Annotated in this window: 11 protein-coding genes; all 11 read left to right on the top strand. The window is 60.8% G+C overall.

All coding sequences use genetic code 11. From position 1 onward, the window contains the following. Positions 1 to 68 precede the first annotated feature (68 nt). Entirely contained in the window at positions 69 to 1,895 is a 1,827-nt protein-coding gene (locus tag LSG25_RS14105; protein ID WP_232744702.1) for a TRAP transporter large permease subunit, read from the top strand. 13 nt (positions 1,896 to 1,908) lie between these two features. After that, positions 1,909 to 2,970 (top strand): LacI family DNA-binding transcriptional regulator, encoded by a 1,062-nt coding sequence (locus LSG25_RS14100; RefSeq protein WP_232741546.1) that lies wholly within the window; start codon positions 1,909 to 1,911, stop codon positions 2,968 to 2,970. 23 nt (positions 2,971 to 2,993) lie between these two features. Then, positions 2,994 to 4,019: a hydroxyacid dehydrogenase gene (locus LSG25_RS14095; protein WP_232741545.1), complete on the top strand. Its 1,026-nt coding sequence runs from the start codon at positions 2,994 to 2,996 to the stop codon at positions 4,017 to 4,019. Beyond that, positions 4,013 to 4,840 (top strand): amidohydrolase, encoded by an 828-nt coding sequence (locus tag LSG25_RS14090; RefSeq protein WP_232741544.1) that lies wholly within the window; start codon positions 4,013 to 4,015, stop codon positions 4,838 to 4,840. Before LSG25_RS14095 ends, LSG25_RS14090 begins: the two co-directional genes overlap by 7 nt. 108 nt (positions 4,841 to 4,948) lie before the next feature. Further along, positions 4,949 to 5,869 (top strand): 2-hydroxyacid dehydrogenase, encoded by a 921-nt coding sequence (locus LSG25_RS14085; RefSeq protein ID WP_232741543.1) that lies wholly within the window; start codon positions 4,949 to 4,951, stop codon positions 5,867 to 5,869. Positions 5,870 to 6,300: 431 nt separating this feature from the next. After that, positions 6,301 to 7,848, top strand: coding sequence for an ABC transporter substrate-binding protein (locus LSG25_RS14080; protein ID WP_232744701.1), 1,548 nt, complete (start codon positions 6,301 to 6,303; stop codon positions 7,846 to 7,848). Between the two features lie 16 nt (positions 7,849 to 7,864). Then, the gene (locus tag LSG25_RS14075) at positions 7,865 to 8,839 is read left to right on the top strand and encodes an ABC transporter permease (protein WP_232741542.1); all 975 of its coding nucleotides are present in this window, start codon (positions 7,865 to 7,867) and stop codon (positions 8,837 to 8,839) included. Further along, the gene (locus tag LSG25_RS14070) at positions 8,836 to 9,759 is read left to right on the top strand and encodes an ABC transporter permease (protein WP_232741541.1); all 924 of its coding nucleotides are present in this window, start codon (positions 8,836 to 8,838) and stop codon (positions 9,757 to 9,759) included. Before LSG25_RS14075 ends, LSG25_RS14070 begins: the two co-directional genes overlap by 4 nt. Before the next feature lie 12 nt (positions 9,760 to 9,771). Beyond that, positions 9,772 to 10,764, top strand: coding sequence for an ABC transporter ATP-binding protein (locus LSG25_RS14065; RefSeq protein ID WP_232741540.1), 993 nt, complete (start codon positions 9,772 to 9,774; stop codon positions 10,762 to 10,764). Beyond that, positions 10,761 to 11,927 (top strand): ABC transporter ATP-binding protein, encoded by a 1,167-nt coding sequence (locus tag LSG25_RS14060; protein ID WP_232741539.1) that lies wholly within the window; start codon positions 10,761 to 10,763, stop codon positions 11,925 to 11,927. Before LSG25_RS14065 ends, LSG25_RS14060 begins: the two co-directional genes overlap by 4 nt. A 123-nt stretch (positions 11,928 to 12,050) precedes the next feature. Then, positions 12,051 to 12,917 carry an N-formylglutamate amidohydrolase gene (locus LSG25_RS14055; protein ID WP_232741538.1) on the top strand — a complete coding sequence of 289 codons (867 nt, stop codon included), beginning with the start codon at positions 12,051 to 12,053 and terminating at the stop codon, positions 12,915 to 12,917. Positions 12,918 to 12,996 lie beyond the last annotated feature (79 nt).

Below are 12,996 nucleotides of genomic sequence, written 5' to 3'. Positions count from 1 at the left end.
TGACTGCCTTCCTGGCCACGCCCTACCCGGGTGTGAAGGCCGGCCCGCCATCCGCGGCGGCTCGGCGTATGTCGATCGACCGTGCGTTGAAGATGCTGATGTGCGTGGTGGAGCACCTGTCCGCCGCCGTGCTGGCGGCCGATGTGGGCGTGGTTTTCGTGTCGGTCATCTATCGTTATTTTTTGCATGATCCGGTCGATTGGGCCGAAGAGGTCGCGGAAGCGCTGATGATCGTGCTGGTGTTTTTCGGTGCCGCTTCGGTGCTCGGGCGCAGCCAGCATGTGGGCATCGATCTGTTTCGGGGGATGCTGCCGGCGCGCTGGCAGCCGGCGCTGATTCACGTAAGCCACTGGATCATCGCGGGAGCCTCGGTCAGCCTGTGCGCATCGTCGTACCTGCTGTTGCTGGATTCGTACGAGCAGATGACGCCCAGCGGCCTGCCGGGATGGATCAACACCTATCCGGTGCTGATCGGTAGCGCGTTCATGACGATTTTCGCGCTGGGCAATGCCCTCAATGGCGCGCCGCGGATAGTGCTGGGCACCCTGGCCGCGTGTATAGGGGTTGCGGCGGGCGTGGTGGCCTGGAACCTGGCCGTGCCGGCTTATGCCCTTTCGCCCGGTGTCCTCCTGGCCGTGGGCTTTGTGGGCAGCCTGGCCCTGGGCGTTCCCATTGGCTTTGTACTGGCCTTTTCATCGCTGCTGTTCTTCCTTGCCGATCCATCGCTGCCTATTCTGGTGTACTCGCAGCAGGTCATGGCCGGTGCGAACAACTTCGTGTTGCTGGCGATTCCTTTCTTCGTGCTGGCGGGCCTGCTCATGGAGTCCAACGGCATGTCTTCACGGCTGATCGAACTGCTGTTGCGCCTATTCGGCCGCGTGCGGGGCGGCTTTGGACTGATCATCATCTTCGCCACGGCCTTCTTCTCGGGCGTATCGGGCTCGAAATTGGCCGATGTCGCCGCCGTAGGCGGGGTGGTGATGCCCGCAGTACGGCAAAGCCGCCAGGATCCGAACGAGGCCGCCGCTTTGTTGGCGTGCAGCGCGGTCATGGCCGAAACCATTCCGCCATGCGTCAATATGATCATCATGGGTTTCGTGGCGAATATTTCCATTGCCGGCCTGTTTCTGGCCGGTGTGGTACCTGCCGCGGTGCTGGCGTTGTCGCTGGCGGTGATGGCCATACTGTTTGGCCGCAAGATCGATCTCAGCTCCCTGGGGACGCGCCGGGCGCTCCTGCCGCTGCTGGGCGGCGCTTTCGTGGCGCTTGTCATGATCACCATGATAGGCAAGGGCGTTACCTCCGGCATCGCAACCTCGACCGAAGTATCGTCTTTCGCCGTCGTTTATGCGCTGGTGGTGGGCTGGCTTGCCTTCAGGGAATTGACCCTGCGCTCGGTGGTGCAATTGTTCGTGCGCGGCGCGGCGATGGCGGGCGGCATTCTGTTTATCGTGGCCGCGGCATCGAGCCTGTCGTTTGCCTTGACCATCCAGCAGATTCCCGTACTGATCTCCGGATTCCTCCTGGAGTTCGCCCATCATTACGGCGCCACAATGTTTCTGCTGCTGTCCGCGCTGATCATGGTTGTGTTCGGTTCGGTGCTGGAAGGCGCGCCCGCGCTTATTATTTTCGGGCCCTTGCTGACCCCACTCGCCATACAATTGGGCATCAATCCACTGCACTTCGGCACGGTGATCGTGGTAGCCATGGGCCTGGGCCTGTTTGCGCCACCGGTCGGAATCGGCCTTTTTGCCACGTGCGCAATTACCGGCACAGAGGTCAAGAACGTTGCGCGGCCGATGCTGAAATACCTGATAGTGCTCGCCATGACGCTTGTGTTATTAATACTGGTTCCATCCTTTTCCGAGTGGCTGCCCAGCCGGTTCGGCTTGTAAGCAAAAATCCACTATGTCCACGATACATGACGTTGCCAAACATGCTGCCGTTTCGGCCAGCACCGTGTCCAATGTGCTCAACGGGCGCACCGGCCAGATGCGCCAGGAAACCCTGGAGCGGGTGCGGGCCGCGATTGCGGAACTTCAATACGGGCCGAGTACGGTGGCGCGCCAGTTAAAGACCGGCCATTCCACATTCATCGGCTTGCTCGTGCCATCGATCGCCAATCCCATGTACGGCTACATTGCGCGGGAAATCGAGCAAATCGCCCAAGAGCGGCACGGCTATCGGGTGTTGATCTGCAACGCGTATCGCGACAAGGAAAAAGAAACCTCGTTCTTCGAAGACCTGCTTGCACATGGGGTGCGGCGTGTAATCGTGATTTCGTCGCTGGCCGACGAGCGCCACCTCGAACTCGCCGCCGAGCGCGGCATGACGGTCGTAAGCTATGACCGCCGGGCCGTGCCTGGCGACCGGCCGGGCGTGGACCACATCACCATCGATAGCGTTGCGGCGGCGCGCATGGCCACGCGCCATCTTATTGCGCATGGCCACAAGCGCCTGGCTTTTGTCACGATGTCCGGAATGACCATGAGCCGCAAGGACAAGATCGAGGGGTTCTGGTCCGCCGTCGACGAGGCCGGACTGCGCGCCAGCAGCCGGGTGTTCGACGCCGGGCCGCTGCACGAATACGGCGATTCGATCATTGGCGAAGCCAGTACCGCGCTGGCGCGCCAGTTGGCCGGTGATCCGCAACCGCCCACGGGTATTGTGGCCGTGAACGATCTGATGGCACTGGGCCTGATGGCGGGCCTGCGCGAAGCCGGCCTGCATGTGCCCAGGGACGTCTCGGTGGTCGGCATGGACGGCTTGTTCCTGTCGGCAATGTCGAACCCAACGCTCACCACGGTGCAGTTCCCCGTTTCGACCATGGCCGCGGCCATGGTCGAGCGCGTGATCGGCCGCGGCGACGCCTCGCGCGCTGAATCGAGCGAAACCATTTTCACCGATATAAAACTTGTCGAGCGCGAGTCCGTCGCGGCGCCATCCTCCCGTTCAACGCGCACTGCTTGAACAGAACCTTCCAAAAGCAGAACATGAATTCCGTATTTGTCAGTCACCCGCAGAATTTGCTGGAGCATTACTTTGGCGCCAAGGCCATCGACGCACTCAAGGCGATCGCCACCGTGCAATTCAATCCGGAGCGGCGTGAACTCTCGATCAGCGAGCTGATCGACGCGGCCATGCACAGCGACGCCATCATCGCCTACCGGCAGACTTCGGCGCCGCGCGCCTTGTTCAGCGCCTTGCCGAATCTGGCGGCGTTTGTGCGGTGTGCGGTGGATATCAGCACCATCGATGTGGCGGCGGCCAGCGAGCAGGGCATTCTTGTGACGCAGGCAAGCGCCGGTTTTGTGCCGGCTGTGTCGGAGTGGGTGATAGGGGCGATGCTCGACCTTGCCCGCGCAACCAGTTCCTATGCGGCTTCTTATCATCGCGGCGTGGCGCCCATCCCGGCGATGGGGCGTGAATTGCGCGGCGCTGTCCTGGGCATTATCGGCTATGGCCGTATTTCCCGCTACCTGTGCCAGCTCGCGCAGGCCTTTGGCATGCGCGTGCTGGTGTCGGATCCGTATGTCGCCATTGAACCGGGCGCCGTGCGCCAGGTGGAATTGCCGGCCTTGCTGCATGAGTCCGATTTTGTCGTTTGCCTGGCGATTTCGAATGCCGAAACAGCAAACATGATGGACGCGAAAGCGTTTGCCGCCATGAAGCCGGGCGCGTGTTTCATCAACACCGCACGTGGCGAACTGGTCGACGAGGCGGCACTGCTCGCGGCGCTGGAGTCCGGACATCTGGCGGGCTGTGCGCTGGATGTCGGGCGTGCGCGCGACCAGATGCCTTCGCTATCGCTGGCATCCCATCCGCGTGTGATTGCCACGCCTCATGTGGGCGGCCTTACACCGGGGGCGATAGAGCACCAGGCCCTGGAAACGGTCAGCCAGGTCAAGACGCTCTTTCAGGGAGAAATACCGGTGGGGGCGGTGAATGCCGGGCATGCCCGCCGGCTTGGCAAGTGGCGTTGCGATTCGCTCGCCGGCGCACCTGGCGCCGCATGCTGAGCCCTGTCGATGCCGCGCCGGGGTATCCGGGGGCTTGCGACTGCCATATCCATATCTACGAAGAGGCTTATCCGCTTGCGGCGAGCGCGGTGTCTCGGCCACCGAACGCGCCTTTGTCCGCTTATCGGGCAATGCAGCCATTGCTTGGATTGTCACGCGCCATACTGGTACAGCCAACGGCCTATGGCGCCGACAATCGCTGCCTATTGGCGGCGCTGGAGCAACTGGGTGCCGGCGCACGGGGTATTGCCGTCGTGCCGGCGGGAGCGGATGAGGCCGAGCTGGAACGCTTTCATCGCAAAGGGATACGCGGCGTACGCTACATCATGCTGGCTGGCGGCATCCTGCCCTGGGACGGCCTGCCCGAGTCGGCGGCGCAGTGCGCCGCGCTGGGCTGGAACATCAATTTGCAGTTCGACGGGCGGGAATTTCCTGAGCGCGAATCCATGTTGCGCGGCCTGCCGGGCCGTCTCGTGATCGATCATACGGGCAAGTTCCTTGAACCCGTGGCGCCCGACAGCGAACCGTTTGCCGCGCTTTGCCGGCTGCTCGATGGCGGACGCTGCTGGATCAAGCTTTCCGCTCCTTATGAGACATCGCGGGCCGGGCCGCCGCATTACGATGACATCGCCTGCCTGGCAAGTGTCCTGGCCCGGCGCTATCCGGAACGCTGCCTGTGGGGAAGCAATTGGCCACACCCCGGTGCGGCGACGGCCCCCGACGATGCTCAATTGCTCGAGTGGCTAAGGTCGCTGGTCGATGACGAGTCGGTTTGCCGGAAAATATGGGTGGATAATCCGGCCGAGCTGTACGGCTTCTAAGGCCGGCCCTCTTGCGGGTTTCTCGTCCGGGCGTACGAGCTTTAGCGTTTACTATTTAACGTGATTGTGCTCTATAGTGCCGTCTGAAATTTCAAGCAGGATTTAGCCATGAACAAGAAAATCAAGATACTTCAGGCCGCCGAACTTCCCGGCAAGGCGGAGCAGGCATTGCGTGAGCAATTCACAGTATTGGCCTTGCCCAAAGAGGCCGGCGACATCGACGCGCTTTTGTTGGAGCATGGCGCCGAAATACGGGGCATTGCGGTACGAAAGCGGAAAATCGATGCGGCCATGATCCAGCGGCTGCCGGCCCTGGAAGTCATATCCAGCTATAGCGCGGGCCTGGAGGGCGTGGATGTCGCGGCGGCCCAGGCCAGGGGTATAGCCGTGCACAACACTTCCGAAGCCCTGGCTGAAGATGTTGCCGATTTGGGTCTGTGCCTGATTATTTCGATAGCGCGGGGCGTGCATAACGGGCATGACTTCGTGCGCGATGGCCGATGGCCTTCCGAGGCATTTCCCCTTGGAAGATCGGTTCGGTCCTTGAAGGCCGGAATAATCGGCCTGGGCCATATAGGGTCTGCGCTGGCTCGCCGCCTTGACAGCATGAAGGCCGAGATCGCCTACTTCGGTCCACGGCCCAAGCCTGTGCCGTATCTGTACTTCCCGGACCTTCTCCAAATGGCGCATTGGGCGGATATGCTGGTCGTAACCTGTCCCGGCGGCGCGGCGACGAGGCATCTGGTCGACCGGGCGGTCATCGGGCAGCTCGGCCCCAATGGCTTCCTGGTGAATATTTCCCGTGGCTCGGTCGTTGACGAGCGGGCATTGATCGAGGCACTCGAAAATCGTGCTCTGGCGGGAGCTGGGCTGGATGTATTCGAGAACGAGCCTGATGTACCCACCGAATTGCGCAATAGCGATCGGGTCGTGTTGTCGCCGCACATGGGTAGCGGTTCCCAGGAGACCCGGGAATTGATGGGAGACAGCATGGTCGGGGCTCTTGTGGCGCATTTTCAGGCGCGGTAGCCAGATCATCTGTCCAAAGTTGTACCGTTATCGGGCCCGCCTCGGGAAAACACTGATCTTTTAATTGGCGTTCGGTCGCTACACTCCCTTCTATTGGCAAGGTTTGGCTTGACGGGTCTGCGGGGGCCTTATATTTTTCCAATCGAATCAAGCCTGATTGCATTGGGGGCCAATACCTATCCGTTTTGTGCACCGCGACGGCATGCTGCTATCTATCGGGAACCGTCGCCGGGTAATTAAATACATATTATTTTTTTGCATAATAAGCGGGTGTAGTATGTTCCCCATACGGCGCAGCAGATTGCCGCTGGCGCCTTGCGGTACCTCGATTTGTTTTTCCCGTTTGATCGTGTTTTGGCTTACCCCGTTAATTTTTAATAAAGGGCAGCATAACCATGAAGTTAATTCGTAAAACAGTCCTGCTGTCAGCGATGGCCGTCAGTTTCCTTTGCGCGGGCGGTGTGGTGCAGGCGCGCGATCTGACGATCGCGCTGCGTTCCGAACCCAGTTCCATGGATCCGCAGTTCCATTCGCTTACTCCCAATACTCAGTTGTCTGAAACGATGTTCGATCCTCTGGTGCGTACCGATGGCAATGCCAAGCCGGTTCCGTCCCTGGCCGAATCCTGGAAGGTCGACGGCAATGTATGGCTGTTCAAGTTGCGCCCCAATGTCAAGTTTTCCGACGGCTCGCCGTTTACGGCCGACGATGTACTGTTTACCTATGCGCGCGTCCCGCTCGTTCCCAATAGCCCTTCGTCCTACACCTTGTACCTGAGCTCGGTGGCCAAGGTCGAGAAGGTCGATCCGCTCACGGTCAAAATTACCACCAAGGGTCCGTCGCCTGTGCTGCTGGCCAATTTGTCCATGGTTCCCATCATGTCCAAGAAGGCCGCTTCCGGGCCGGCGCCCGAAGGCAAGACTACGGTCGAGCTGAATCGCGGCGATGGCCTGGTGGGCACCGGTCCCTACAAATTCGTTTCCTGGAAGCGCGGCGCTGAAATAGTGCTCGAACGCAACCCGTACTATTGGGGCAAGAAGCCCGCCTGGGACAAGGTGGTTTACCGTCCAATCACGAATTCGGCCGCACGGGTGGCTGCCCTGCTTGCGGGTGACGTCGATGTGATCGAAGATCCCCCGACCGACGATTTGCCCAGGCTGCAGAAAGACAAGAAGCTGTACATCCAGGAAACACCCTCGGTGCGGGTTATCTATGTGGCCCTGAACCAGTCCAAGGAAGTGCCGCCGGGCATGTCGGGCACCGATGGCAAGAACCCGCTTGCCGACAAGCGAGTGCGCGAAGCCTTGTCGCTGGCTATCGACCGCAAGGCCATTGTGGCGCGCATCATGGGCGGCGTGGCCCAGCCGGCGGCCAATCTGCTGGCTTATCCCGCTTTCGGCGCATCGAAAAAATACTCCACCGTGCCCGCCGTCAACGTGGCCAAAGCCAAAGAGCTGCTGGCCGCCGCCGGCTATGCCAAGGGTTTCACCATATCCCTGGGGTCGCCCGCCGGACGCTACACCAACGATCAGCGCATCGCCCAGACCGTGGCCTCTTTGTGGGCGCGCATAGGTGTCAAGGCCAATGTCGAAACCATGGCGCCGCCCGTGTTCTTCAAGAAGCGCGACAGCTATTCGTTCAGTACCTATCTGGCAGGCTGGGCGGCCAGTTCGGGCGAAATGCTCAATCCGCTAACGGCCCTGGTCGTTACCAAAGATCCCAAGCTGGGTCTGGGCACCACCAACTGGAGCCATTACTCCAACCCGGCGCTCGACAAACTGGTGCTTGATGCCTCCAAAACGCTGGACGACAACAAGCGTTCCGAAATGCTGCAGCAGGCCGGAAACATGGCCATGGATGACTACGCCATTTTGCCGCTGCAGTTCGAGCTGTCGGTCTGGGCCATGAAGAAAGACATCCGTTATGGCGGGCGTGCCGACCAAATGACCCTGGCTCAAGACATGACCCTGGCCAAGTAGAAGGAAGGCTGCCGGGGTGTTGTCGACTATCATTCGCCGCCTGCTCCAGACTGTTGTCGTAGTCCTGGTCATGTCGGCGCTGGTGTTTGCCGGGCTGTATCTGGTGGGCGATCCGGTGTCCATGCTGGCCAGCCCCGAAGCGACTGACGCCGAGCGCGAGCTCATACGTCAGTCGCTGGGCCTGAACCTGCCCCTGTGGCACCAGTATTTCATTTTTCTCAGCAAAGCGGCGCACCTCGATTTCGGCAACAGCTTTCTAACCGGCGAGCCGGCCATGCGCCTGATTCTCGATCGCATGCCGGCAACCCTGGAACTGGCCACGGTGGCCATGCTGCTGTCATTGCTCATCGGCGTGCCGCTGGGTATTTATGCGGGCCTGAAACCCGAAAGCGTCAGCGCCCGTTCCATCATGACCGGCTCGGTGCTGGGCTTTTCGCTGCCCAATTTCTGGGTCGGCCTGATGCTGATCATGGTGTTTGCCGTAATGCTCGGTTGGCTGCCGGCGGGCGGGCGCGGGCCGGTCGAATCGTTCGGGCCGATACAGCTCAGTGTCTTTAGCCTGGAAGGCTGGCGCAACCTTATTTTGCCGGCCGCCACGATAGCCACGGCCAAATGCGCGCTGATTATCCGCGTTACGCGGGCAGCAACCCGCGAGTGCCTGCCGCTCGATTACATCAAGTTCGCGCGCGCCAAGGGCCTGACCGAAAGGCGCGTGCTGGGCTTGCATTTGCTCAAGAACATCCTTATTCCCATCATCACGATAGGGGGGCTGGAATATGGCCAGGTGTTCGCGTTTGCGGTGGTGACCGAAACGGTTTTTTCCTGGCCGGGCATGGGCAAGCTGCTGATCGATTCCATCATCACGCTCGATCGGCCGGTGGTGGTGGCGTACCTGATGCTCACGGTCGTATTCCTGGCGCTGCTGAATCTGGCCGTCGATATCGCCTACACCATACTGGATCCGCGCGTACGTCTGGGAGGAGGCTCATGAGCATTGCGAATTCGGCGGTCGAAGCTCCCGATGTTGTCGCTCCCCGCGACAGCATGCTGCGGGTTTTCCTCGAGCAGTTCTTTGCCAGCAAGCTGGCGGTGGTGGGTTTGATCCTGCTGGTCCTGTTCCTGTGCCTGGCGATTTTTGCCCCGTGGATCGCACCCCAGAATCCGTTCGACATCGGTAGCCTGGACATCATGGATTCAAAGCTGCCGCCGGGGTCCGTCAGCGGCAGCGGCGCCATGACCTACTGGCTGGGCACCGACGGCCAATCGCGCGATGTGTTCTCCGCCATTCTGTACGGCATGCGCACAAGCCTTATCGTAGGCTTTGTATCGGTCTCGGTGGCTTTTGCAATCGGGTCCGCGGTGGGCTTGATCTCGGCGTATTTCGGCGGCCGTATCGATGCGCTGCTGATGCGCATCGTCGATATCCAGCTGTCGTTTCCGTCTATCCTGGTGGCCTTGATCCTGCTGGCCGTCCTGGGCAAAGGGGTGGACAAGGTCATTTATGCCCTGGTGGCTGTGCAATGGGCGTATTTCGCCCGGGCCGCCCGGGGGGCCGCCATCGTCGAGCGCAACAAAGAGTACGTCGAGGCCGCACGCTGCCTGTCTTTATCATGGCGGCGCATTTTGTGGCGCCACCTGTTTCCCAATTGCATTCCTCCGCTCATGGTCATTGCCACCATCGATCTGGCCCATGCCATTGCGCTGGAAGCCACCTTGTCGTTCCTGGGGGTGGGCGTGCCGGTCACCGAGCCGTCGCTGGGCATGCTGATTGCCAATGGTTTCGAATTCCTGATGTCCGGAAACTACTGGATTTCATTCTTTCCGGGAATCGCCCTGGCGCTGGTGGTCGTGGCGATCAATCTGGTTGGCGATCATTTGCGCGACATCCTCAACCCGCGCAACGCGACCTAGGGGAGCATTTTCTTGACGACCACAGCGGCATCCTCTTCCAGCGAGTGGCTACTTGATGTGCAGGGCCTGAAAACCTGGTTCTACACCCGCGACGGTGTGCTCAAGGCCGTCGATGGCGTTTCCCTGCAATTGAAGGCCGGCGAAATTTTGGGCCTGGTGGGGGAGTCGGGTTCGGGCAAAAGCATGACCGGCTTTTCCCTGATGAACCTGGTCGACAAGCCGGGCAAGATACAGGCCGACCGCCTGTTCTTCAATGGTCTGGATCTGCAGGCGCTTAGCGCCGAGCAGTACCGTTCCCTGCGCGGCAAAGACATGGCGATGATCTTCCAGGATCCCATGATGACCTTGAATCCCACTTTGCGCATCGACACGCAAATGATCGAGGCGGTGCGGGCGCATAGTTCGGTTTCGCGGGCGGCGGCGCGGGCGCGGTCCATCGAGGTGCTGGGCAAGGTGGGGATTCCGGCTCCGGCGGAACGCATGAGCGTTTATCCCCATCATCTATCGGGCGGCATGCGCCAGCGCATTGCCATTGCCATTGCGCTGCTGAACGAGCCGAAACTGATTATCGCCGACGAGCCCACGACGGCGCTCGATGTGACCATACAAGGGCAGATCCTGTACGAGGTGCAAAAGCTGTGCCGCGAGATGGGTACGGCACTGATCTGGATCACGCACGATCTGGCCATTGTGTCGGGGCTGGCCGATCGGCTGGCGGTCATGTATGCGGGGCGCATCGTCGAAACCGCTTATACCGACGAGATCATCCGCGCGGCCCAGCATCCCTATACCCATGGCCTGATGGCCTCTATTCCCACGCTCGAGACGCGCGGGAAAGAACTGTTCCAGATTCCGGGTTCGACCCCATCGCTGCTGAGCATGCCAGAAGGCTGCCCTTTCCGTACCCGCTGCTACCGGGCGACCTCCAAGTGCATCGAGCCCCCGCAACTCGAAGAAACAGGGCCCATGCACCAGGTCAGTTGCTGGCACAAGGGGGTCGCATGAGTCCGGACAATAACGAGATCATCCTGGGCGTACGCCAGCTCGAGCGCCTATATGTGCAGCCGCAAGACATGGTCGATCGGATCGGCCGCCTGCTGAAGGGCAAGCCCGCGCCGCGGCCGGTGCAGGCGGTGGCCGGGGTCGACCTGGATATTATCGCGGGCGAAGTCATCGGAGTGGTGGGCGAGTCGGGCTGCGGCAAATCGACCCTGGGCCGCATGCTTACGGGGATCCTGCCGCCCACCCGGGGCCAGATCTTCTACAAGGGCCGCGCCATCGATACCTTCAATGCCGCGGCACGGCACGAGTTCGAGCTGAGCGTGCAAATGATTTTCCAGGATCCTTTCTCCTCGCTCAACCCGCGCATGCGGGTCATCGATATCATCGGCGAAGCGCCCCTGGCGCATGGCATGATAAAGCGGGCCGAGAAAGAGGCCTATGTATCGGGGCTGATGAAAAAAGTAGGCCTGGATCCCGCTTACCGCTTCCGTTATCCGCATCAGTTTTCCGGCGGCCAGCGCCAGCGCATTGGCGTGGCCAGGGCCTTGGCCATGAAGCCGGCGGTGATTGTGTGCGATGAAGCCGTGGCGGCGCTCGACGTGTCGATTCAGGCCCAGGTCCTGAATCTGTTCATCGAACTGCGCAAGGAATTTGCGCTGACATACTTTTTCATCAGCCATAATCTGGGCGTGGTCAGTCATATTTCCGATCGCGTGGCCATTATGTATCTGGGGCGCATTGTTGAAATCGCTCCAACCGAAACCATCTTCACGGCCGCCAATCATCCTTACACGCAGGCCTTGATCAAGGAACTGCCCAGGCTCAGGGCCGATCATCGGCAGTTCGATCCCATCAAGGGCGAGCTGCCTTCGCCCATCGATCCGCCGTCGGGCTGTCCATTCCACCCGCGTTGCCCCCAGGCCATGCCGCGCTGCCGCGAAGAGCGGCCGGTATTAAGGGAAATCGGGCGGCCAGCCGGCGGCGAAGCGATGCCCGTCGGGGCGGCGGGGCCGGATGTCGGCGTTCCCGCAGGTGGTGGCGCGCCGGAGATAGGCGGGCATGCTGCCACGCGCGAAACAGGCGCCGCCGGGCATGCCGCCACCGTCAAGGAAATCAGGCTTCAGCACCTGAGCGCCTGCCACCTGAACGACATGCCGGCAGGCTGAGTTTCGTAGTGTGCGATATGCTGGTACGCTGAATTCCGTAATGAATCATATGCCGACATGCTGAATTTCGTAGAGACGGCCCTTGCGGCCGCCCGATCACCCACCCATTCGAGGAGCCATTCAATGAATTTCCAGTTCGCCGACGCAGACTTTGACCCCTTTACATTGTCCCTGCCGACTCAAGACCCGATTCCATTGATCTGCGATTCGCCTCATAGCGGCGTCATCTATCCCAAGGATTTCGGCAGTTGCCTGCCCGCATCGATTTTGCGCTCGGGCGAAGATACCTACGTCGATGAATTGTGGCAGGCCCTTCCCGGCGTGGGCGCTTGTTTGCTGGCGGCCAATTTCCCGCGTTCGTATATCGACCCCAATCGCGAGATCGACGATATCGACATCAATATGCTGGCCGAGCCATGGACGAGTGCGCTCCACCCGTCCGAGAAGACGCGCCTGGGGCATGGCCTGATATGGCGGCTGGCCCGCAAGCAGGCGATTTACGATCGCAAGCTCGAGGCGGCTGAAGTTGAAAACCGCATCGCCAGCTATCATCAACCCTACCATGCCGCGCTGACTCAGCAGATAGACGCGGCGTACGCGCGTTTCGGCGGTATCTGGCACCTGAACCTGCACTCGATGCCGGCCAATTCGTATGAGGTGCTCGAGATCGAATCCGACACGCCTCTGGCCGATTTCGTGTTGGGCGATCGCGACGGCGTGACCTGCGATCCGGCATTGATCGAGACGATTGAAGAGTTCCTGGTGGGGCGCGGCTACACGGTGGCGCGCAACGACCCGTTCAAGGGTGTCGCCCTGATTGCGCGCATAGGCCGGCCCGACGAAAATCGCCATAGCCTGCAGATCGAAGTGAATCGCAAGCTTTACATGGATGAAGATACGTATGAGAAGTCCAGCGGCTTCAATGCACTGCAAGAGTCGCTGAGCCGCCTCAGCGCCCATGTTGCCCAGTTCGTGCGGGAATGCATCTGATTGGCCGCCTCTACAGATGCAATTTGCCGGTTTTGTAGAGGCGCCCCTTGTGGGTGCCCGGCGGGTCGCCGCATTGACG

It is taken from the genome of Paralcaligenes sp. KSB-10 (genome assembly GCF_021266465.1).
In the GTDB taxonomy this organism is placed as follows: domain Bacteria; phylum Pseudomonadota; class Gammaproteobacteria; order Burkholderiales; family Burkholderiaceae_B.
The sequence above is the reverse complement of the archived record's forward strand: the minus strand, read 5'-3'. Positions and strand labels throughout refer to the sequence as shown.